This is a genomic window from Streptosporangium heterodermiicola (genome assembly GCF_051390675.1).
Classification (GTDB): domain Bacteria; phylum Actinomycetota; class Actinomycetes; order Streptosporangiales; family Streptosporangiaceae; genus Streptosporangium.
The window spans coordinates 208,651-229,904 of the sequence record NZ_JBPJSR010000011.1; the positions used below are offsets into that span (position 1 = coordinate 208,651).

The following is a 21,254-nucleotide window of genomic DNA, read 5'->3' on the forward strand; positions in this document are numbered from 1 at the left end:
GTCATGACACCCATCACATCATCCCTCCGGTCCCGTGACCAGGGCACGATGCCTTCAGAGGACCTCACTCCGCTCGCCCACCAGGAGCTCGGCGTGCTGCAGGGTGGAGATGAGCGCGAGGGTCGACTCCGCGCCCTGGTTCAGGTTGGGCCCGTACAGGGTCAGGCCGTCGTAGCCGCCGCCGGTCGCCATGTCCCACATCGCCGCCCCCCGGTCGTTGGCGCCCTGGAACCAGGCCGAGGCCCGCCACACCCCCGCCTGCCAGGAGGGGTCGCCGGTGACGGCGCCCGCCGTGGCGCAGGCGTCGGCGAGCGCGGCGACCTCGATCGGCTGCTGGTCGTAGCGGTCCCGCGGCGCGTGCCGCCGCCAGCCCGCGACGGGCACGACCGACAGCCGCCCGTCCCTGGTCTGGATCTCGTGGAGCCAGGCCAGCATCCGCAGGCCGTCGGCGAGCATCGCGCCGTCGCCGCCGAGGTGGCCCGCCGCGACGAGCACCTCGGCGAGGGCGGCGTTGGCGTACGTCAGCTCGGGCTGCGGCCACGGCCAGCCGGGATCGGCGGGGGGGACGCCGACCGCGAGGGCGGCGTCCGCGAGCAGGGCCGCGGCCGGGGCGTTGTCCGGCAGGACGCGCAGGACCTCCGCCGCGCCGAGCCCGGCGAACACCATGGCGCGCGGGTGCGTGGACCGCCTGGTGGCGCCGAGGGTGAAGGAGATCAGGGCCTCGTCGCGGATCCACGGGGCGGGGTTGCGGGCCGCCGCGGTGCCCAGGCCCCACAGCGCCCGGCCCCACCAGTCGCCGAGACCGGGTTCGTCGGTCCAGCGCCGGTCGTGGGAGAGCCGGTTGTGGAACGCGCCGGAGCCGTCCTGCGCGTGCGTGAGGAAGGCCAGGTAGCACTCGGCGAGCCGCCGCACCTCGGGGGCCGGCGCCGGTTCGCGGCTGGTGACGACGAGCCCGCGGGCGACGTCGTCGGTGCAGTAGCCGTGCTGGCGGCGGACGACGGCGTGCCTGGCGTGCTCGAACAGGCCGGTGTCGTCGCTCAGCCGCTCCAGGTGCCCGAAGCCGGGGATGGCGGGGGCGGCCGTGGGGGACGTGTGGGGGGCGGGGGTTGCGGGGGTCACGGCAGGGCCACCGCCACGGCCGCCGGGCGTCCGGTGAGCAGGCCCCGGGCGAGTTCCTCGTAGCGCGCCGCCACGGCGGGCCACAGCAGGGTCGGGACCAGGGCGCGGGTACGGTTCCTGAGGTCCTCGGCCAGGCCCGGCTCGGTGAGGATCCGGCGCACGGCCGAGGCGAGCGCCGCGGGGTCCTCGTGGGGTACGAGCAGGCCGGGCCCGCCGGTGAGCAGCTCCACGGCGTGCGGGAAGGACGTGGCGACGACCGGCACCCCGGCGGCCACCGCCTCGATCAGGACGCCGGAGGTCACCTGCTCGTGCGAGTCGTACGGCAGCACGACCACGTCGGCCGAGCGGACCAGCCGGATCAGCGAGGCCTGGTCGCGGTAGACCGGGTCGTACCGCACGGAGGCGGCCACGCCGAGCCGCTCCCCCATCCGCCGCAGCCGGTCGCGGTAGGCCTCCCCGTGGCTTTCGAGCACCTTGGGATGGGTCTTGCCCGCGATCGTGTACGTGGGCGAGGGAGAGAGGTCCCCCAGCCGGGCGAGCGCGCGCAACGCCCACTCGATGCCCTTGCCGGGGCCGATCAGCCCCCAGGTGAGCAGGTGCGGCCGCAGGCGGCGCCGGGCCGGGACGCGCATGTGGTCGGCGGCCCCGTGCGGGATGACGGACACCTTGCCCGCGTCGACGTGATAGCCGGAGAGCAGCCGGTCGCGGGCGGTGCCGGTCATGGTGACCACCGCGCCCGCGACCTCCACGATCTGCTCCAGCAGCCTTCGCTGCCGGGGGGTCGGCCGGGTCAGCACCGTGTGCAGGACCACGATGCTGGGCACCATGAGGTGCCGCAGCAGCGGCAGGACGTCCTGGCCGTCCGTGCCGGGGTAGATGCCGTACTCGTGCTGGACCACCGCGACGTCGAACCGCTCCAGGGCGGAGGCCGCCGCCTTCCAGCTCTCGTGCCCGCCGGGGGCCCAGGTGTGCACGACCCCGGGCGCGGGGCGCTCGTCGTCGGCGTCCGTGGTGACGCGGACGATCCCGCCCCGGGCGCCACCCCCGGTGAGGTGGGTGGCCAGGGCGGAGTTGAAGGTCGCCAGCCCGCACTGTGTGGGCGGGTGGGTGCTGAGAAATCCGTATGTACAGGCCACTGCCAAGCCTTCCGGTCATCGGCCGCTCCGGCTCACGGATGCGGACTTCACGCGGTGAAGACGTCCATCGGTCAGCGTGGTGACGGATGGAGCTGAAGCCTGACGCCGGGGGCCGTCCTCGTCGGGGCCCGGCTGCCGCGACCCCGCAGAGGACCGCGGGGGCTACGTCACTCCGACAGTATCAGGGGATTACGCTCGGTCCACTATGTCGCGGTAGATGCGTAAATAATTGGTCACCATTCTTTCCACGCCGAATCTGTGTTCGGCCTGGGCGCGGCAACCCGCCCGGTCGATCTCGCCGACGCGGGAAACTGCGGCGACGGCCTCCTCGACGGTGTCCACCAGGAAGCCCGTCACGCCCGGGTCCACGACCTCGGCCATCGACCCGCGCCGGTAGGCGACCACGGGGGTGCCGCAGGCCATCGACTCGACCACCGACAGGCCGAAGGGCTCGTCGAACGCGACGGGATGCAGCAGGGCCGCGCTCCCGCCGAGGATCTCGGCACGCTGTCCGGGGCCGACCGAGCCGAGGAACCTGACCCGCTCGCCGTCGACGTGCGGGGCGACCAGCTCCTCGAAGTACCGCTGGTCCTGGACGATCCCGCAGACGGTCAGCGGCAGCCCGGCCCGCCGCGCGATCTCGATCGCCGTGTGGGTCCCCTTGTCGGGGTGGACCCGGCCGAAGACGACCAGCCCCCGGCCGCCGCCGGGGTCGAAGGGCAGCAGCCCGAGGTCGATGCCGTGGTGGACCGTGGCGACGTAGTCGAGCTCGGGGGAGCGGTCGGCGTCGGAGATGGAGACGTAGGCCGACCGGGCACGGGCGTAGGCGGGCAGGATCCCCGCCCCGGAGAACCCGTGGACCGTGGTGAGCAGCGGGGCGCGGCAGTGGCCCGCGAAGGCCAGCGGCAGCCAGTCGAGGTGGCTGTGCACGAGATCGAACTCGGCGGAACGGCCCAGCGCGTGCGCGACGTGCATCGCCTCCCAGACCCGCCCGTCGAGGGACGGATCCTCGGCGTACCCGGTGGGGCAGACCCCGTCGAGCGTCCCCGAGGTGATCGAGTCGAGGGTGGCGAAGAGCGTCACGTCGACGCCCCTGGCGGTCAGCCCCTCGGCGAGCAGGCTGGTGACCTGCTCCCACGGCCCGTAGTGGCGCGGCGGCGTACGCCAGGCGACCGGCCCCAGCAGGGCCACCTTCAGAGGGGCCGCCCCTGACCCCTCTGCCAAGCTCACAGGTTCACCCCTCTGCCGGACTGGTAAGGACAGAGCCAGGCAAAAACTACGCTGGCGAAATTCACCAGCATGGTGTGAGGTGTCCGACCGGCCGTTTCGGTGACCTGGAGCCTGACCACCGTGCCGTCCCGCATCCAGCCCGCCACCTCGTCCTCGGTGGGCTCGTGCCCGTGCAGGCGCAACATCAGGTCGTGGTGCTGCCCGGCTATTCGCAGGTGCAGCTCGCACGCGGGCTCGGTGTCCGCCATGTTTCGCCGTCCAGATGTCTATATGGAGTAGACCCGGCGGAATTGTCGGCGTCCTTTCGAGCCTACCCCTCACGCCGGAAACCGCCTCGGGCGGGTGAACGATCCCCATGATCACCGATTCGCCGGCTCGGCCGGATCCGTGCCGGACACGGCGTCACGGACGCCGGATATCCGTGCGCGTGCGCGTCCGGGGCGCCAGCCGCCCGTGCGGTGCCGTCCCCGACGTCCGTACCCGCGTGTTTTGAAGGGTCTTGCCCTGATCGCCGATTTAATGATGGAAATGCGTGACAAATGGTTTGTTCTGGCCTGTCATTGAGCGGCCAATGGGCATTGAACTGTTGATTCTCGGGGAAATTTTCCGCAATCCGCGGTCTCATATTCCAGCCAGTTCTTTCGGGATCATTACTGGGAAGAGGAGAGTCATATGACCAATTCGCGAAGAATCACGGCACTCGCGGCCGCGCTCGCGACGGCGGTCAGCCTCGGGGCAGCCGGTGCGCAGGCGTCGGCGACGGCCGCGGAGTCCTCGGTGGTGGCCGCGCCTCCGGCGCAGGAGCTCCGGATCACCCGCTTCCTCGGCGAGCAGCGCCTCCCGCACAGGATGCGGTTCCGGGGGACCACCGTCGGCGGCCTCTCGGGTTTCGACCGTGACCCCCGCACCGGCACCTGGTACCTCGTGTCCGACGACCGGTGGCGCTACAACCCGGCCCGCTTCTACACCGGCCGCCTCGACTTCCACCCGGTCACCGGAGCGTTCACCGGGGTGAACCTCACCGGGGTCACCACCCTGCGGCGCCCCGGCGGGGGCCCCTACCCGGCGTACGGCCGGCCGGGGTCGGTCGATCCCGAGTCGATCCGCTACGACCGGTGGAGCCGCAAGCTGCTGTGGGCCAACGAGGGCGACCGCCCGGACGCGGCGAATCCCGGAATCCCGTTGTCCGACCCGTCCGTCCGATGGACCAGCGGCGAGGGCCGCCACCTCGGGGAGCTGGCCGTTCCCCGCAACCTGAAGCTGACCGCCACCGCCAACGGCCCCCGGCGCAACCACGGGTTCAAGGGGCTGACCCTCACGGAGCGGAGCGTCGCGGCCGTCACGGAGGGGCCGAGATACGAGGACGGCGCGCCGCCGACCGTGAGCCAGGGCGCCACGACCCGCATCACCGTGTGGGGCCGCGACGGCCGGCCGCGCGGGCAGTACGCCTACCCGATCGACAAGCTCCCGGCGGCGCCGATCCCGGCGAACGGCAAGTCCGACAGCGGGGTCTCGGAGATCCTGGCGATCGACGACAACCGCTACCTCGCCCTTGAGCGCTCCTGGATCGAGGGCGTCAACTACAGGGCCAAGCTGTACGAGATCGACCTGCGCGGCGCCACGAACGTGCTGACCCGCGACAGCCTGACCGCCGGACGCCCGTACCGCCCCGTTTCCAAGCGGCTCGTCACCGATTTCGGCACGGTGCGAGCGCCGTTGCAGAACCTGGAGAGCCTCGCCTGGGGGCCGCGCCTGCGTAACGGCGAGTGCACGCTGGTGGTCGGCTCCGACGACAACTTCGACAGCGACGAGGCCACCCAGTTCCTGGCCTTCGCCGCCCGGGGCTGCGACGGCCGTTGAGGTCGTTGAGATCGTTGAGATAGCACCGGACGACCGGTGCCGCCGCCGACCGCGAGGCGACGGCGGCCCGGTCGGGTGAGAACCCCGGCGTGGCCGGGACCCGCGACCCGGGTCCCGGCCACGCCCGCTTTCCAGGCACCCAGCCGTCCGGGTCGTCCAGCCGTCACGGGAGACGCGGCGCCCCGGTCCCGGCGGCTCACGGGGAGATCTGGAAACGGCGACCGGCCCCTCCCGCCGTGAGAGCCCCCATGCTGATGACGTGAACGACGAATACCTGCCGATCGGGCGGTTCGCGCGGCTGTGCCGGCTCAGCGTCAAGCGACTGCGCCACTACGACGAGCTGGGCCTGCTGACCCCGGCCCGCGTCGATCAGGACACCGGCTACCGCTACTACCGGCCAGACCAGGCACGCGCCGCGATGCTGATCGGCCTGCTGCGCTCGCTCGACGTACCCCTTCCCTCGATCGGGCGGGTGCTGTCCGGCGAGGCGGGCGCGCTCGGCGGCGTGCGCGACCGCATGGAGGCCGACCTGGCGCGCCGGGAGCGCAACGTCGCCGCCCTCGGACGCATCCTGTCCGAGGGCCTGCCCCGGCCGGAGGTGACGGTCGTACGCGAGCCCGGCCGGCGGGTGGCCGTCGTACGGGACACCGCGCCCGAGGATCGGATCGGCCCCGTCACCTCGGCGTGCGTGGCCCGGTTGCTCGCGGTGGCGGGCGCGCCGGACGGGCTGCTGGTCGGCCTGTTCCCGCTCGACATGGCGGAGGAGGTGGCCGTGGCCGTCGCGCTGGAGACGTCCGAGGACGTCCCGGGGACGTCTCCGGACGTCCTGCCGGGTGGCCGTTACGCGTCGGCGACCCACGTCGGGGCGTACGACCAGATCCCGCTCACCGCGCACGCGTTGCTCGCCTGGGTGGGCGAGCGCGGGCACACGCCGCGCGGCCCGCTGCGCGAGGTGTACGTCTCCGACCCCGCCACCACGCCGCAGGACCGGCTGGTGACCCACCTGATGATCAAACTGGAGGATCTCGGGTGACCGGGATCCGGCCCGTCCGTGCGGACTGGCCGCCCTCTACCACCCCTGGCGAGGACGCGGAAGCCGCCACCCTATTACGTCGGTCCTAAAATGCCGAAAAGTGACCGTATCAAAGTCCCGTGAAGATTCGTCGGGATTGGCGGACTTCCCCTTTGACATGCCCCTGACCGGGGTCGTTCCGGCCGTGATGATCCTTGCCGGGACGCTTCTCGGTGCCTGCTCGCGGATGGCCAAAAATAAGTAAATTTCTGGATTCGTCGGAGTCTTCGCATCTTCGTCGGTATGGCTCTGGGTTCTGGCTATCTGTCCGCTTCTTCGATTCTCACCGGGTTCATCGGGTTCTGCGCTAGAACTTTGTTCACATAATGACAAATTTAATGATTTAGCTATACGATCGCCGTTCGTGGTTGGAGTTGATCTTTCAGGAACCCGATTGGCCAACGACCTGTTCTTTGTCATGCATGACAATGCGACCGGCCGGATGAGGCTTCACGCCCGCCTGACCGGTCTGGGACTGGCCGCCGCCGTATTGGGAGAACTGATGCTGGCCGGGCGGATAACCGTGGGATCGGCGGCGGGGCAGATCCGGCTCGTCGTCCTCGACGCCGCGCCGCCCCAGGACCCGCTCACCCGGACCGCCCTGGGGCACATCGTCGCCGAACCCTCGCACCGCTTCCGTACCTGGCTGCAGTTCCTCGCCCGTACGGCGATCGCCGACGTGGCGGAACGGATGACCGCGGAGGGGCTGCTGCGCCCGCCGGGCAGACGCCCGTCGCGGAGGCGGACACCGGTCGACGTGAACATCGCGGGATGGCCCGTGGGACGCGTCAACCTGGCGATCCAACGCCGTGAACCACTCAACGTCCAGGACGGTGTCCTGCTGGGGCTGCTCGTCGCTACCGGCGGCAACCAGCTCGTCCTGTGGGAGCAGAACCCGGCGTACCTCTCCGGCACGGTCGCCGCCCTCCCGGCACCGCTCCAGGAACTGATCGCCCAGACCGAGGCCGCCGTCGGCGACGCCGTCATCACCCGCCGCTGAGCCACCCCCCTCACTCCAAGGAGTCCCCCGATGTCCGTGACAGAGCAGAAAGCCGGCGCGGTCTCCGCCGCGCTGGCCCAGGACCGCCTTGGCGTGCCCTCAGTGGTCTTCTTCGTCATCTCGGCGGCGGCGCCGCTCACCGTCATCGGCGGCTCGGTGACCGCCGCCTACGCCGCGACCGGCGTGACGGGCGTGCCGCTCGCCTTCATCCTGCTCGGAGCCATCCTGGGCCTGTTCGCCGTCGGCTACGTGACGATGGCCCGCCACGTCGTCAACGCCGGGGCGTTCTACGCGTACACCGCGAAAGGGCTCGGCAGGCCGGTGGGGGTGGCGACCGCGTGGGTCGCGTTGCTGGCCTACAACGCGCTCCAGGTGGGCCTCTACGGGATGATCGGCGCGGCCGCCCAGCCGCTGATCGCCGACTGGTTCGGCAGCTCGCCGCCCTGGTGGGTCATCGGGCTGGTCGCCTGGGTGCTGACCGGGGCCCTCGGCCTCATGCGGGTCGACGTGAACGGGAAGGTCCTGTCGGTCCTGCTGCTGACGGAGATAGCCGTCGTCGTCCTGTTCGACATCGCGGACCTGGTCAACCCGTCCGCCGCCGGCTACAGCCTCGACGTCTTCGACCCGTCGAACCTCTTCGTCCCCGGGATCGGAGCGGTGGTCGCGATCTGCATCGCGTCCTTCGCGGGCTTCGAGTCGTCGGTGGTGTTCTCCGAGGAGACCAAGGACCCGAGGCGCACGGTGCCGATCGCGACCTACGTCGCGCTCGCCGTCATCTCCGGGCTCTACGCCGTCTCGTCCTGGGCGATGACCGTGCCGATCGGCTCGGACAAGATCGTCGACGCCTCGCGCGAGCAGAGTTCGAACCTCCTGTTCAACCTGGCCGGGCAGCACCTGGGCTCGACCATCGCCACCATCGGCTCCCTCCTCTTCGTGACGAGCCTCTTCGCCGCGCTGATCGCCTTCCACAACACGATCTCCCGCTACGTCTTCGCCCTCGGCAGGGAGAGGGTCCTGCCCGAGACCTTCGGCCGTACCTCCCCCCGGACCGGAGCCCCGGTCAACGGCTCGGTGGCGCAGAGTGTCATCGGGCTGGCCACGATCGTCATCTACGCGATCCTCGGCCTGGACCCGGTCGTCCAGCTGTTCTTCACCGTCGGATCGTTCGGCGGCCTGGGACTGCTCATGATGCTGGCGGCCACCTCGGTCTCCGTGCTGGTCTTCTTCTCCAAGAACCCCAACGAGGAGAACGCCTGGCGGACCCGGATCGCCCCGGCCGTCTCCTCCGTCCTGCTGCTCGTCGTCATCGTGCTCGTCCTGCTCAACTTCGACACCGTGCTCGGCGTGGCCCCCGACTCCCCGCTCCGGTGGATCATGCCCGCCATCTACTTCGTCGCCGCGGGCTTCGGCGTCATGTGGGGACTCGCCCTGCGGACCAGCCGGCCGAAGGTGTACGCCAACATCGGGCTGGGCGCCCAGGCGGCCGTGGGAGGGAACGAGTGACCGAGATCATTCGCGTCCTGGACGCTCCCGGGGCCGCCGAGACCATCGGCGCGATCATCGCGACCTCCTTCCACGAGCAGGAGATCTCGGCCTGGATGATCCCGCCGGACGAGGACCGCCGCCGGGTGATGCCCCCCTTCTTCACCATGCTCAGCGAGGGCGCCCTCGTCCACGGCGAGGTCCACGCCACGGCCGACATGTCCGCCGTGGCCGTGTGGTACCACAAGGGCGTCGAGCCGCTTCCCGAGATCCCCGACCGGGCAGCCAGGGTGAAGGCGTTCGCCGGTCCCCACGTGGAGCGCATCGAGCAGATGGACGAGGAGATGGACAGGCGCCACCCCCACGAGCCGCACCACTACCTGGCGTTCCTCGCGGTGCTCCCCGGGCATCAGGGACGGAAGACGGGGACCCGGCTGCTGGAGGGGTACCACCGGGGGCTCGACGAGGCGGGGATACCCGCGTACCTGGAGGCCAGCAGCATCCGCAGCCGCAGGCTCTATCTACGGCACGGCTACCGGGACCTCGGCGAACCGCTGGACCTGCCCGGCGGCCCGCCGATGTTCCCGATGTGGCGCCCGCCGAACCCCTGATCCCGTTGGTCCCCATGGTTCCGGGCCGGATCGGGGTCCGGCGCCAGGGGTCAGGTGCGGGACAGGCGCAGACGGACCTGGGTGCCGGGCAGGCCGGTGCGGATCTCCACCAGGTCGCAGATCTGGCGGACCACCCACATGCCGTGGCCGCGGAGACCGGTGGGGTCGGGCGGCAGGTAGCCGGGAAACGGGGTCTCCATGTGCCCGGGGTCGGTGACGTCGCAGCCGATGGCCGGGCCGTCGGTCCACAGCCTGATCTCGCCGTGCCCGCCGCCGTGCTCGACGGCGTTGGTGACGACCTCGTTGACGGCGAGCAGAAGCCGTTCGATCCGCTCGCCCGACAGGCCGGACGTGACCGCCCACGCGCTCACCCGCCGCCGCGTCCGGGACAGGTCGGCGTCGAACCGGACGGTCACCCCGGTCCCGGCGGGGGGCGGCGGCAGGGGACGGCGGTCGGCGGCGTGGGTGAAGGCCGCCGGGTCGCCGTACTCCTCGCTCGCCCGCGAGCCGAGGTCGGCCAGCAGGTCCGGGTGGGTGCGCCGGGCGTCGGCGACGACGCGGCCGGGCAGTGTCCGCGTGTCGTAGGGGCAGACGATCCAGGCCGTGCTGCCGGCGAAGGCGACGTTGAGCATCGCCTCGTAACGCGTCCACTCCGCCTCCTGCCGCTCGTCGCGGCCGTGCCAGACGGGCTCGCCGATGATGCGGATCCGCCGGTGGCCGGGCGAGTGGGTGCTGACGTAGGAGTTGTAGGCGGCCAGCGTCCGGCCCGGCGCGTCGTACCACCTCCGCGCGTCGACGAACTCCACCCGGTCCGCCGCGTCGTCCAGCCCGGCTCTCAGCAGCTCGGCGTTGGCCTCGGTGATCACCGCGAGAACCCTGTCGTCCCGTGCCAGGCCGTCGAGGCAGAAGGCGGTGGTGGCGGAGAGGAAGACCTGGTCGGTGTCGTATATCAGGGCCTGGTGGATCAGCTCTGGCGCCGCGTCGGCGGACCGGGCGGTGGTGCTGCTCATGCGGGGACAGCCTCCGGGTCGATTGTCAGGCCGGGTGCCCGGTCCCAGCCGACCAGGCGGACGACCTCACCCAGCATGGGGGCCAGGTTCAGCACCAGGAGGCGCCGTCCTCGCGGGAGACGGGCGGCCGCGTGCGCCAGGTCGCGCAGGCCCGCCACGTCGATGAACTCCAGACCGGCCATGTCCAAGCGTACGTCCGTGCTCGAATCGGCGTCCAGAATCGTGCGCAGCACCCTGGTGTTCCTGTGGTCGATGGTGCCGATCACCCGCAGCACCCGGCCGCCCGCTGCGTCGAAGGAGGGGACGACACGGAGCTGGCCGTCGTGGAACAGGGCGTTCATCCGCACGTCGTCCGGGTGGCTGCCGGTCAGCGCGTCGAGCCGGTCGGCGGGGAACAGGCGCGTGTCGTACTGGCAGATCGCCGCCGACAGTCCTTCGGCGAACAGGGCGGTGACGCGGCGCTCGTACTGCTCAAGCTGTTCGGCGCCCGGTACGTCGCGAAGTGCCCAGCTCATCTCCCCGCTGACCCGGAAGCCGGTGAACCCCGCCTCCAGGCTCGCCTCGATCTCGCGCCGCAGCGCGACGATCATCTCGTCGGCGTCGAACCGGCCCGAGGCGAGGTAGCCGTCGTCGCTGGAGACGATGTCGAGCCCGCCCGTCCGCATCGCGGAGGTCACGTCGATCCCGGCGTCCTCCAGCCAATGACGTACCCGCTCGGTCGCCGGGCCGTCGGTGAAGTACACCACCCGCTCCCGGCGTTCCAGGCCCGCGGAGACGAAGGCGGAGGCCACCGCGCGCTGCTCGTCCTCGTGCGAGAACGCCAGGCACAGGTGATCGCCCAGCTTCACGTCCTTGACATGGCGCATCACTTCACCCATCACGAGCTCGTCGAGGAAAGGGGATATTTCGGATATTTCGTAGTTCTCGCTAGGTAAGCCTATACAGCCCGCCTCCGCCCGGAGCGGACCCGCCGGCGTCGAATCGGCCGCATTCGCCACCCGCGTCCGCCGCCACCCGCACCCGTCGCCGTCGAGTCGGCCATACCTGCCGCCACCCGCACCTGCCGCCACCCGCACCCGCCGCCATCCGCATTCGCCGACGGATCCACGTTTGGTTCGTGAGAAACGGCATTGCCGCCCGTTATCGGGGTATCGCGGGGGTCCGCCATCGGTACGCGGTCAGGGAGGGCTGAGGTGGATCATCACAAGCAGGCGTTGTGGGTGCGGACGACCCATCGCGGGCACTGCAGCGTGCTGGAGGTGGGCGGGCACCTGGACTTCATCACCGCTCCCACGCTCACCGGCCATGTCGACGAGGTCTGGGAACTGAGCGCCGGTCCCCGCCTGGTGCTGGAGCTGTCGCAGCTGACCTTCTACGACTCCACCGCCCTGGGGATCCTGGCCAACACCCGGCAGCGCATCCAGGACACCGCCACCGGCCGGCTCCTGTTCGCGGGCGTCCCGGACGGCCTGCGGCAGCTGCTGCGACGCACCGGCCTGCTGCCCCGCCTCGAACTGCGCGACGACCTCGAACAGGCCGTCGCCGAACTGCTCCCCTCGTGAGGGCCGCGGTCACGCGTACGGGGTCAGGGGCCGGTGAGGCGGCGGTCCCCACGGGTGGTGACCACGAACACCTGCCAGTTGTAGTACGCGTAGTAGTTCCTGATGTCCCGCTTGATCTGGCGGGCGTGCAGCTGCACCGCGTCGACGTACGCGTAGGAGTGGTTGTAGGCGTACAGCGCGCGCCGGTAGTCGCGCGGCGCCCCCGACGCGCGCAGATAGTTGGCCGCGGCGAGCAGGGAGTCGCGGGTGTCCTGGATGTCACCGCCCATCCCGTACGCGTCCCACGTCCGCGGCATGAACTGCATGGGCCCCTTGGCACCGGTGTGGCTCGGTGACCGTACCCGGCCGAACTTGGTCTCGACGAACATCACCGCCGCCAGCACCTCCCAGTCGACGCCGAACTTCCGCTCGGCGTACCGGAAGTGGCCGAGCAGGAAGTCGGCGGGCCTGGCCGGCTGGACGCGGAACTTCGCCGCCCCGCTGATGGGCTTGACGAGGGAGCGCAGGCCCCGGCCCGCCGTCACGTTGTCCCTCGCCTGCCCGGCCAGGGCCTTCGGCAGCCTGGCGTAGGTGCGGGAGGCGATCTTCGGGTTGACGACCAGGTAGCGGTAGATGCGCTGCTGGTGCAGGGCGAGCAGCACCACCGGCTCGGGAGGCAGCCCCTTGGCGGGGTCGCCCTCGCGCCTCCAGCCGTCGATGGCGCGCCGGAGCTCCGCGGTGGTGGTGGTCAGGGCACGGGCCAGCCGTGACGGGTCGGTGGGGATCGCCGCGTCGGGGGCGGGCAGAGCGGGTGCCGCCCGGCCCGCGGGGGTCTGTCCCGTGGGTTCCGTCGACGGCGGTGCCGTCTTCGAGGAGTCCGGGGAGTTCGGGGAGTCCGGGGCGTTCGAGGTGGGAGCCGCGAGGTCGGCGTCTTGCGCGGCGCCGACTCGCGAGGTGGCGCTTTGCGGGACGGCGCTCGGTGAGGCGGCGCAGCCGGAGATCGCGACGACGACGCCGACGAGCGAGGCGACCATCGGCCTCCCGCGCGACCGGCCCGCGCGTGGGGCCCGGAACCTGCCCTCCGGGACGCCCAAAGCCTCCGAGACGTCCGAGGCGTCCGGCCGCGTGAGCGTCGTCCGCCCGCTCGGCCGGTGGCCACGCTCCGGCCGTGAAACCTCCGCGCGCTGATCGTTCATCGGCCCCAACGTACCCGAGCGGCGGCTTCCCGGGTCGCTTTCACGAACTTCGCTATTTCTCGAATGTCCTGAATTTTCCGAACAAACGGGACTCGTCGTGGGGGGAGAGGCCGCGGCCCTCAGGCCGGGCCGGCGTGGGCGGCCAGGACGCGACGGCCGTACTCGTTCGTGTGCACCCAGGTCCGGGTGTGGCGCATCCGTCCCGCGAACGGCTCCCCGGCGAACGCGCCCTCCAGCGTGCCGAGGAAGGCCGAGGAAGGCCGAGGAAGCAGGTGACGCCCGTGCCGCCGGGTGCGGTTTCGCGCGAAAGAGACGGCGAACCGATCGCGTGACGAAAGAGACGCCGAATCGATCGCGCAGAACGCGAAAGAAACGCCGGCCGTCGCGTGAAACGCGAAAGAGATGCCGCCTGTCGCGCGGAGGAAACACCGGCCATGCTCTTCGTGTATACCACCGTTGTATATCGCCCGCTCAGGCAAGGCCCCGGCGCGCTGCGAACCGCTCCGCCCTCTCGTTCCCGGTGGCGGGAACGGCCATCCCGGTGGCAGGAAGTGGCAGGAGGTCGTGGCGTGAGGCCGGTGGGCATCCGCACCGATCATCCGGGGTCTGATGAGGCGATATACCACAGGTATACCGGCTCGGGGCATCCTTTTCCCGTCGGCCGGAGACGGGGGTTCGAGGGGGAAGTCACAGGGGGCCGACACCCCGGCGCGGTGCTCGCCATGCTGCCGTGGGTCCGTGCCGGGAGAACGGCCGAAAGACCTGACGACGACGCATCGTGGTGATCGTTGACCGGGAATGGCCCGATGCCCTGCCGGCGCTTCCGGCTCTTCCGGCCGCGAACGCGCTGTCTCTCAAAAACGTTGATGCGGGAAGGTGTGAGCTTTCTTACATGACACAACTTGATGAATGGCTCATTAGTGAGTTTCGCGATTTCCGGTGGGAGGCGGCCGCGCGGCCGGCGTTCCCGATGGACGGCCCCGGTCCCGGCCCCGACGACGTCTTGGCCGGGACGCACCTCGTCGACCTCGGCGTCACACGGCTGTCATGGGTACGGTGCGGGTCCTTCGAGGAGCGACGCGCCCAGCGGTGGAACCGTCCCGCCGACCCCGGCATGTACCAGCTCTCGCTCACCATCCCGGGATGGTCGGGAACACCGAGGCAGAGGCGTGAAGCCGACCCGGGATCGGCGGAACTGACGCTGTACGACACCGCGCGGTCCCTCCACGCCTGGACGCCGGTCACCGGTCCCGAAATGTTCATCCCCGGCGGGCGCCCGGAGAGCCCGGCCGACGACCTGGTCCTGCTGTTCCCCCGCGAAGCCCTGCCGATCCCCGGTGCCGAGGTCGAACGGCTCCTGGGAACACGGCTGCCGGCGGGGGAGGGAGTCGGCGCGCTGCTGTCCGGGCTCATGCTCCAGCTGGCCCGGCAGCGTGACTCGTTCCCGCCCCAGGAGGCCACCCGGATCTCCATGGTCCTCCTCGACCTCCTCGCCACCCTGCTGACCCAGGTCCTCGGCACGGGATCGGCGGCGTCGCCGAACGATTCGCGGGGGCTCATGGTCATGCGCGTCCAGGCGTTCATCGAGCTGAACCTGGGAGACGCCGACCTGTCTCCCTCGATGATCGCCTCCGCCCACCACATCTCCACCCGGCACCTGCAGAGGTTGTTCGAGGAGCAGGAACTCAGCGTGGCCCGCTGGATCCGGCACCGCCAGCTCGAACGCTGCCGGCACGACCTGGCCGATCCCGGGCAGGACGCCCTGCCGGTCCGCGTCATCGCCGCCCGGTGGGGATTCGGCAGCGAATCGCACTTCAACAGGGCGTTCCGCGCCGCCTACGGCATACCCCCCGCCGCCTACCGGCGCGGCCTGAGGGCCTCGGCCGACACCGCCACCGCGCGCTGGCCGCTCCCGCTCCGAAGGCGCGTACGCGCCGACCTTTCAAGGCTCTCACCTGGGCGGCAGCGTTGATCGGCCGCGAGGGAAAGGACTTTGTTCCCTGCCCTGCGCGCCGAACAGCCCTGTTTCCGCCGAAGGGGCCGCGGCCATCCTGAGACGCGGGGAGAGCTACGCGGCTGTCCGGGGGAGAAGACATGAGGCCTGCGATGGAAAGGATCCTGCTCGGATCGATCCTGGTGATCGTGGCGATGGTGGGCGTCACCGTGGCGGCCGCGATCGAGGACCGGCTCTCGCAGGCCCAGTGGCCCAACGCCCCGGCGGACTCGGACGAGCGGCCGGCGGGCGGGGTGAGCGACATGACCGAGACCGGCGAGCTCGACTATCTGACGCGGATGGTGCCCCGTGATCAGGAGGCCGTCGCCGCCGCGGAGCGGCTCCGGCGCTCCGGCACCCCGGGAATGCGCCGGCTGGGCGCGACGATCGTGGCCACGCAGAGCGCCGACATCGCCAGGATGAAGGCGTGGCTGGCCAGGTGGTACCCGGGGCGGGCCACGGCGGCCGGCTACCAGCCGATGATGCGGGATCTGTCGGGTGACGCGCTGGACAGGGCGTTCCTGAAAGGCATGATCTCGCACGACAAGGCGGTGGTGATGATGTCCCAGCACCTGCTCACGTGCGGTCCCGTGCGGCACGGGGAGGTCGCGGCGTTCGCCCGCGACGTGCGGGACACCCAGCACGCCGAGATGTCCCGGCTGCGGCGCCTGCTGGAGAACGGCCCGCGGGACAGGCGCACCCGGCCGATCGCGCTGACCGGGCAGCCCGTGGCCCTGGCCCGATGATCTCCCGGCCGCCGGGAGGCCGTACCTTCCCGCCGGTGACTTTCCGCGTACGATGCCGGGGATCCCCGGGCCGGAGGCGGGTGACCGCGCTCGCCGCGCGGTTCGACGAGTGCGGGCCGGAGAAGAACTCCACGCTCACCAGGAACGACATCGTCGTCGGACTGCGCGATCTGCACAGGGCCACGGGCGACGAGACGATCACGCGACGGGCGGCGGCGCCCGTCGAGACCGAGGACGACCTCAAGTACCGCCGCGAGTACGAGAAATCCTGGCGTCAATGATCACGGGCCGATCCGGCCTTCGGCCCTGAGGACGTCCGGCCCTCACGCCTGCGGCGTTCCGCCGCCAGTACCAGCCGCCACGCCAGCTCCCCCGAGGCGGGGACCACCGCGGCGTCCCCCGGCCCCGCTTCCGCCAGGTCGAAGACCGCGCCGAGCATCGGCTCCACGCCGATGCTGCGGTACGGCGCGCGGGCGGGGAACCCGCCCAGGTTGCGCCACAGCGCGGTGGACACCGGCACCCCCTCGGGCGCCTCCACGCGCAGACGGAGGACGTCGGGGCCGTCCACCACCCGGACGGCGGCGCACCGGAGCACGGCTCCGGCCGCGGTGCCGTCACACGGGCCGAACCGGCCGAGCGGCAGGCCCAGCGGCTCCGGCCAGAGGGCCTCCAGGTAGGGGGCGCCGGAGGGCCAGGGCCGGGCGAGCATCCCGGCGGCCTCGGGAAAGATTCTGGTGGGAGTCCCATCGGGAGCGACGAGCCGGGCGTCGTCGCCGAGGTCCAGCAGGGCGTGGGCGGCCCAGACGAACGCGTATCCGGGGTCGGCCGACAGGCGGTACCCGGCGACCACCGCCCCGGCCTCCTCGGTGACCACGCGCCGCAACTCGAAGCCGTCCCCTTGTACGAAGCCCTCGCCCGCCGATCCGCTCCAGGGGCGGCTCCACGCGTCGCCGTGGTCGGGCAGGCCGCGCACCGTGGGAAGGCACTCCTCCAGGCCGCCCACGTCGACGAAGTCCATGCCGGGGAGCACGCTCTCCCGGGCGGGGTCGGGGCGCGACCACAGCCACTCGCGGCCACCGCCGGCCAGCGACGTCCACCTGCCGCCGTGCCCGAGATCGAAAAGAGGACGCAACGGAACCGGAACCCCCCGACCCCGCCCGGCCACCCGCGGCCCCTCACCGCTCTGGCCGGTCACGCGCAGCCCCTCACCGCTCTGGTCGGCCACCCGCGGCCCCTCACCGCGGCCGGTCACGCGGAGTCCTTCACCGCGCTCCAGCCGCCGTCCACGACCAGGCACGCCCCGGTGACGTACGAGCTCTCCTCGCAGGCGAGGAAGGTCACCGCGGCCGCCACCTCCTCGGGCCTGCCGAAGCGCGCCGCCGCGGTGCCGGCCGCGCTGCGGCGGCGGTCCTCCTCGCCGATGCCGTCCCAGGCGGGGGTGAGGATCGGCCCGGGGAGCACGGTGTTGACCCGCACCTCGGGGCCGTACTCCACGGCCAGCTGGCGGCCGAGCGACACCAGGCCACCCTTGGCCGCGGCGTAGGCGGGATGCGAGGGCAGACCCGCCAGGGCGTGCACGGAGGAGCTGAGCACGATGGTGCCCAGGTTCTCCCGCAGGAGCCCGACGCACGCGCTGACCGCCAGATACGTCGCCGTGAGGTTGACCGCGATCTGCCGGTCCCAGTCGGCCTCGGCCAGTTCGTGGGCGGGAGCCCGCGTCACCACGCTGGCGTTGCTGTGCAGCACGTCGAGCCGCCCGAACTCGGCCCGCGCCGTGTCCGCGATCCGCCGCCAGGTGCGGGAGTCGGCCACGTCGCCGGTGATCGCGAGCACTCCGGGCCGGTCGGGGCCCTGCCCGGCCAGGTCGACCGCGATCACGCGCGCGTCCTCGGCCAGGAAGCGGTCCACCACCGCGGCGCCGATCCCGGAGGCCGTGCCGGTCACCACGGCCACCTTCCCGGACAGCAATCCCCGTCCCATGATCTACATCCCCCAGATGGTGTGGAGCCAGACCGGCTGGACGGCCTCCACGATCGGCCGGGCGCGCGAGTCGTCGTTCGTCGCGGACCGGTCACGCCGTCGTTCACTGCGTTGTTCACTGCGTCGTTTATTGCGTCGTCTACTGCGGACCAGTCAACACGCGGCGACCGGCCGCGAGGAATGTCCATTACGCGGCACTACCTGGACGATCCGACGATGTGTGCCATACTGCTCCCGTGCCGATCCAGGAGGGGTTCCCCAACCAGCGGCTCAGCGTCGTGCCGCGCCGCGTCGTCGCCGAGGCGCACGCCCGGCCGGTGACCAGGCGCCTCATGGTCACCGACTGCGGTTACTATCCCAAGGCCACAGACCACCTGATGAAAAGGCCGAACGGCACCGAGGAGACCATTCTCATCCTGTGCACGGCCGGCACCGGATGGGCGAACGTCGGCGGCGCCCAGCACCGCGTCGGGTCGAACGCGGCCCTGGTGATCCCGCGCGGCACCCCACACTCCTACGGCGCGTCCGCCGACAACCCCTGGACGATCTGGTGGTGTCACCTGCGCGGCAGCGACCTGGCCGAGCTCGTCGAGGAGATCGGCGCGAGCGCGTCCAGGCCGGTGGTCCCCATCCGGCGCCTCGACCGGGCGGTCGCGCTGCTGGACGAGATCGTCACCATCCTCGAACGCGACCACTCACCGGCGAGCCGGATGGGAGCGGCCGGCGCGGCGTGGAAGCTCCTCACGCAGATCGTCGTCGACCGCGCCATGCCGGCTCCCGGCGATCCCCTGCAGCGGGCGATGGCCTATCTCGCCGAGCGGCTGGACAGCACGGTCCGGGTCGCCGACCTGGCGTCGCTGGTCGGCGTCTCCCCTTCCCATCTGAGCGCGATGTTCCGCCACGCGACCGGGGGCGGGGTGCTCGCGCACCACACGGCGCTGCGGATGGCGCAGGCACGCAACCTGCTCGACACGACGGACGCGACCGTCGCCACCATCGCCCGCGAGGTCGGCTATCCCGACCCGTTCTACTTCTCCCGTCACTTCAAGCGGATGCACGAGGCCAGCCCCACCGAGTACCGCAACCGGGCCAAGGGCTGAGCCCGGGTCACGGCGTCGCGATCCGGGCCACGACGCGGATCAGCACCGAGCGGTCGACGTCCAGCGAAGGCGCCTCGACGCCGACGAGCCGCAGCACCCGTCCGGGCAGGGTCACCCCGTCGCGCTGCCACGGCGGGAGCACGGCGCCGGGCACGGGCGGGGAGCCCGGGTGGACGGCCTCGACGGTGTAGGTCCGCTCGTCGTCGAGCCCGGGGAGCCGGACGCGCCCCGGCGGCCAGGTCGACGGGCGTTCGACGACGCTGAACGCGTACAGCGCCTCGCTCCGGTCGCCCGCCACGACCCCCTGGAGCCGCAGCGCCGCGTCGGCGAGGTCGGCGTGCACGACCTCACCCGAGTGCAGCAGCGCCCGGTGCTCCTTGTGGAACGCGATCCACCTCGCGAGCGCGGCGCGGGTCTCGTCGTCCGCGGTGAGCAGGTCGACCTCGACGCCGAGGTGTCCCCACAGCGCCTTCTCCGCGCGGTAGTCGAGCGGATGCGTGCGGTGGGTCGTGTGCGTCTCCTCGGCCCCGATGTGCGTGCCCTGCATCTCCGGGGGCACCAGCAGCCCGGTCCAGCGCTGGATCTCCAGCCGCTCGTGCGGGTCGTTGCAGTCGCTCGGCCAGACCCGGTCGGCGTACTCCAGCACGCCGAGGTCGACGCGGCCGCCGCCGCTGGCGCACGACTCGATCTCCAGCCCCGGGTGGGCGGCCTTGAGGTCCGCCATCAGCCGGTACGCCTGCCGGACCTGCTCGCGCACCCCCGGCCGCCCGTCGGGGCCGTGCCCGGCGTCGAGCAGGTACCGGTTGTGGTCCCACTTGACGTAGGCGATGCCGAGCGAGCCGATCAGGGCGCTCATCCGCTCCAGGAGGTGAGCGTACGCGCCTGGGTGGCCGAGGTCGAGGACGTGCTGGTGGCGGGAGGGCAGCCCGGGGCCGTGTCCCGCGTCGAAGATCCACTCCGGGTGCTCGCGGGCGAGGTCGGAGTCGAGGTTCACCATCTCCGGCTCGAACCAGAGCCCGAAGTCCATGCCCGCCTCGCGCACGCGGGCGACGAGCGGTTCGAGGCCGTCCGGCCAGACGGCGGGGTCGACCGTCCAGTCGCCCAGCGAGGTGGTGTCGTCCCGGCGGCCGAGGAACCAGCCGTCGTCCAGCACGAACCGCTCGGCGCCGATCTCCGCCCCGCGCTCGGCGAGCGCGGCCAGGGTCGCGAGGTCGTGCCGGAAGTAGACGGCCTCCCAGGTGTTCAGCACGACGGGCCGGGGCGAGGAGGGATGCTCGGGGCGCGACCGCAGGTACCGGTGGAACCGCGAGGCGAGGTCGTCCAGCCCCACCCCCCACGAGCCGTACTGCCACGGGCTCCGGTACGAGTCACCCCGCCCGAGCACCACCTCGTCCGCGAGCAGCGCCTCTCCCGCCGCGAGGTGCCTGGTGCCCGCCGGTGTCCGCTCGGCGGCGAGCACCTGGTTGCCGCTCCAGGCGAGGTGGGTCGCCCACACCGTCCCGTGCCGGAACCCGAACCCCTCCTCACCGGCGACGAGCAGCAGCGTGTGTTCGAGGCCCGGCTTGCCGCCCCGCGAGGCCCGGACCCACTCCCCGACGTGGAACGGGCGCCGCTGCGGCACGCGTTCCAGCGCCCAGCGGCCGGTCAGGTCGAGGACCTCCGACGCGTCCGGCGGCACGGGAAGGGCCAGCTCCAGGCCGCCGACGCGGTACGGCGCCTCGGCGTCGTTGGTGATCCGGGCCCGCTGCCGTACGAGCCCACCGGCGGCGAGCACCTGGATCTCGATGTCGGCGGTGAGCCCGTACTCCGGGTCGCGCGCCGTGCCGCGCAGCACCGGGCCGCCGGGGGCCTCGCCGTCGAGGTGGTACGTCGCGTGCCGGAACCTCGGCGCCCAGCGGCGGCCGTCGCCGTCGCCGACGAGCCCGGGGCGCCCGAGCCAGCCCTCCGACAGCTGCGGGAGCACCGGGACGGGCTGCGGGTAGGTGACCGCGCTGTCGCCGATCGCGGGGAGCGCGGCCCGGTGCAGGTCCGCCAGGGCGCCGGCTCCCAGCGGGCCGAGGTCCGCTCCCCAGTGCAGGACGCGCGGGAGCCGTCCGCCGTCGACGGCGGCGACGAGGCTGGTGCCCCCGGCGCGCAGGTGCACCGGTACGTCGTTCGTTTCGATGTTCACTGTGTGAT

Annotated in this window: 20 protein-coding genes; 10 read left to right on the forward strand and 10 right to left on the reverse strand. The window is 71.9% G+C overall.

Features of this window, described 5'->3' with window-relative positions; translation table 11 throughout:
• Nucleotides 1-54: 54 nt before the first annotated feature.
• The 4 genes from ACSC1Q_RS24350 to ACSC1Q_RS24365 form a co-directional block, all read right to left on the reverse strand.
• Complete coding sequence (locus ACSC1Q_RS24350) at nucleotides 55-1,119, reverse strand: glycosyltransferase (protein ID WP_436761018.1); 1,065 nt, start codon at nucleotides 1,117-1,119, stop codon at nucleotides 55-57.
• Nucleotides 1,116-2,255 carry a glycosyltransferase gene (locus tag ACSC1Q_RS24355; protein WP_436761019.1) on the reverse strand — a complete coding sequence of 380 codons (1,140 nt, stop codon included), beginning with the start codon at nucleotides 2,253-2,255 and terminating at the stop codon, nucleotides 1,116-1,118. Before ACSC1Q_RS24355 ends, ACSC1Q_RS24350 begins: the two co-directional genes overlap by 4 nt.
• A 189-nt stretch (nucleotides 2,256-2,444) precedes the next feature.
• Complete coding sequence (locus ACSC1Q_RS24360; RefSeq protein WP_436761020.1) at nucleotides 2,445-3,479, reverse strand: glycosyltransferase family 4 protein; 1,035 nt, start codon at nucleotides 3,477-3,479, stop codon at nucleotides 2,445-2,447.
• Between the two features lie 2 nt (nucleotides 3,480-3,481).
• On the reverse strand, nucleotides 3,482-3,733 hold the full coding sequence (locus ACSC1Q_RS24365; protein ID WP_436761021.1) for a hypothetical protein: 252 nt from the start codon (nucleotides 3,731-3,733) through the stop codon (nucleotides 3,482-3,484).
• 424 nt (nucleotides 3,734-4,157) lie between these two features.
• Between ACSC1Q_RS24365 and ACSC1Q_RS24370 the strand changes: the two genes are divergently transcribed.
• The 5 genes from ACSC1Q_RS24370 to ACSC1Q_RS24390 all read left to right on the forward strand — a co-directional run bounded on the left by ACSC1Q_RS24370 (nucleotide 4,158) and on the right by ACSC1Q_RS24390 (nucleotide 9,510).
• Nucleotides 4,158-5,345, forward strand: a complete 1,188-nt coding sequence (locus ACSC1Q_RS24370) for an esterase-like activity of phytase family protein (RefSeq protein WP_436761022.1) — start codon at nucleotides 4,158-4,160, stop codon at nucleotides 5,343-5,345.
• A 259-nt stretch (nucleotides 5,346-5,604) separates the two neighbouring features.
• Complete coding sequence (locus ACSC1Q_RS24375) at nucleotides 5,605-6,378, forward strand: MerR family transcriptional regulator (RefSeq protein ID WP_436761023.1); 774 nt, start codon at nucleotides 5,605-5,607, stop codon at nucleotides 6,376-6,378.
• 403 nt (nucleotides 6,379-6,781) lie between these two features.
• The gene (locus tag ACSC1Q_RS24380) at nucleotides 6,782-7,417 is read left to right on the forward strand and encodes a GOLPH3/VPS74 family protein (protein ID WP_436761024.1); all 636 of its coding nucleotides are present in this window, start codon (nucleotides 6,782-6,784) and stop codon (nucleotides 7,415-7,417) included.
• 30 nt (nucleotides 7,418-7,447) lie between these two features.
• A complete protein-coding gene (locus ACSC1Q_RS24385) occupies nucleotides 7,448-8,920 on the forward strand; it encodes an APC family permease (RefSeq protein ID WP_436761025.1) in 1,473 nt (490 codons plus the stop codon).
• Entirely contained in the window at nucleotides 8,917-9,510 is a 594-nt protein-coding gene (locus ACSC1Q_RS24390; protein WP_436761026.1) for a GNAT family N-acetyltransferase, read from the forward strand. The genes ACSC1Q_RS24385 and ACSC1Q_RS24390 overlap by 4 nt, the downstream gene beginning before the upstream one ends.
• A 50-nt stretch (nucleotides 9,511-9,560) precedes the next feature.
• On the opposite strand, the gene ACSC1Q_RS24395 is transcribed toward ACSC1Q_RS24390, so the two are convergent.
• Both ACSC1Q_RS24395 and ACSC1Q_RS24400 read right to left on the reverse strand, forming a co-directional pair.
• The gene (locus ACSC1Q_RS24395) at nucleotides 9,561-10,520 is read right to left on the reverse strand and encodes an anti-sigma factor RsbA family regulatory protein (RefSeq protein ID WP_436761027.1); all 960 of its coding nucleotides are present in this window, start codon (nucleotides 10,518-10,520) and stop codon (nucleotides 9,561-9,563) included.
• Nucleotides 10,517-11,386, reverse strand: coding sequence for an MEDS domain-containing protein (locus ACSC1Q_RS24400; protein ID WP_436761028.1), 870 nt, complete (start codon nucleotides 11,384-11,386; stop codon nucleotides 10,517-10,519). The genes ACSC1Q_RS24395 and ACSC1Q_RS24400 overlap by 4 nt, the downstream gene beginning before the upstream one ends.
• A 327-nt stretch (nucleotides 11,387-11,713) precedes the next feature.
• On the opposite strand from ACSC1Q_RS24400, the gene ACSC1Q_RS24405 reads away from it, so the two are divergent.
• Complete coding sequence (locus tag ACSC1Q_RS24405) at nucleotides 11,714-12,082, forward strand: STAS domain-containing protein (RefSeq protein WP_436761029.1); 369 nt, start codon at nucleotides 11,714-11,716, stop codon at nucleotides 12,080-12,082.
• A gap of 23 nt (nucleotides 12,083-12,105) precedes the next feature.
• On the opposite strand, the gene ACSC1Q_RS24410 is transcribed toward ACSC1Q_RS24405, so the two are convergent.
• Entirely contained in the window at nucleotides 12,106-13,095 is a 990-nt protein-coding gene (locus tag ACSC1Q_RS24410; RefSeq protein ID WP_436761030.1) for a lytic transglycosylase domain-containing protein, read from the reverse strand.
• A 1,132-nt stretch (nucleotides 13,096-14,227) separates the two neighbouring features.
• On the opposite strand from ACSC1Q_RS24410, the gene ACSC1Q_RS24415 reads away from it, so the two are divergent.
• The 3 genes from ACSC1Q_RS24415 to ACSC1Q_RS24425 all read left to right on the forward strand — a co-directional run bounded on the left by ACSC1Q_RS24415 (nucleotide 14,228) and on the right by ACSC1Q_RS24425 (nucleotide 16,277).
• On the forward strand, nucleotides 14,228-15,229 hold the full coding sequence (locus ACSC1Q_RS24415; RefSeq protein WP_436761031.1) for a helix-turn-helix domain-containing protein: 1,002 nt from the start codon (nucleotides 14,228-14,230) through the stop codon (nucleotides 15,227-15,229).
• A 122-nt stretch (nucleotides 15,230-15,351) separates the two neighbouring features.
• Nucleotides 15,352-15,996, forward strand: coding sequence for a DUF305 domain-containing protein (locus tag ACSC1Q_RS24420; protein WP_436761032.1), 645 nt, complete (start codon nucleotides 15,352-15,354; stop codon nucleotides 15,994-15,996).
• An 80-nt stretch (nucleotides 15,997-16,076) separates the two neighbouring features.
• On the forward strand, nucleotides 16,077-16,277 hold the full coding sequence (locus tag ACSC1Q_RS24425; protein ID WP_436761033.1) for a hypothetical protein: 201 nt from the start codon (nucleotides 16,077-16,079) through the stop codon (nucleotides 16,275-16,277).
• Here ACSC1Q_RS24425 and ACSC1Q_RS24430 read toward each other — a convergent pair.
• Together ACSC1Q_RS24430 and ACSC1Q_RS24435 are read right to left on the reverse strand one after the other, a co-directional pair.
• Nucleotides 16,271-17,248, reverse strand: a complete 978-nt coding sequence (locus ACSC1Q_RS24430) for a hypothetical protein (protein WP_436761034.1) — start codon at nucleotides 17,246-17,248, stop codon at nucleotides 16,271-16,273. The genes ACSC1Q_RS24425 and ACSC1Q_RS24430 overlap by 7 nt on opposite strands.
• Nucleotides 17,245-17,976, reverse strand: a complete 732-nt coding sequence (locus ACSC1Q_RS24435) for an SDR family NAD(P)-dependent oxidoreductase (protein ID WP_436761035.1) — start codon at nucleotides 17,974-17,976, stop codon at nucleotides 17,245-17,247. The genes ACSC1Q_RS24430 and ACSC1Q_RS24435 overlap by 4 nt, the downstream gene beginning before the upstream one ends.
• Before the next feature lie 236 nt (nucleotides 17,977-18,212).
• On the opposite strand from ACSC1Q_RS24435, the gene ACSC1Q_RS24440 reads away from it, so the two are divergent.
• Nucleotides 18,213-19,076, forward strand: a complete 864-nt coding sequence (locus ACSC1Q_RS24440) for a helix-turn-helix domain-containing protein (RefSeq protein WP_436761036.1) — start codon at nucleotides 18,213-18,215, stop codon at nucleotides 19,074-19,076.
• A 7-nt stretch (nucleotides 19,077-19,083) separates the two neighbouring features.
• Here the strand turns inward: ACSC1Q_RS24440 and ACSC1Q_RS24445 are convergent, their stop codons facing one another.
• Entirely contained in the window at nucleotides 19,084-21,246 is a 2,163-nt protein-coding gene (locus ACSC1Q_RS24445; protein ID WP_436761037.1) for an alpha-galactosidase, read from the reverse strand.
• Between the last annotated feature and the right edge of the window lie 8 nt (nucleotides 21,247-21,254).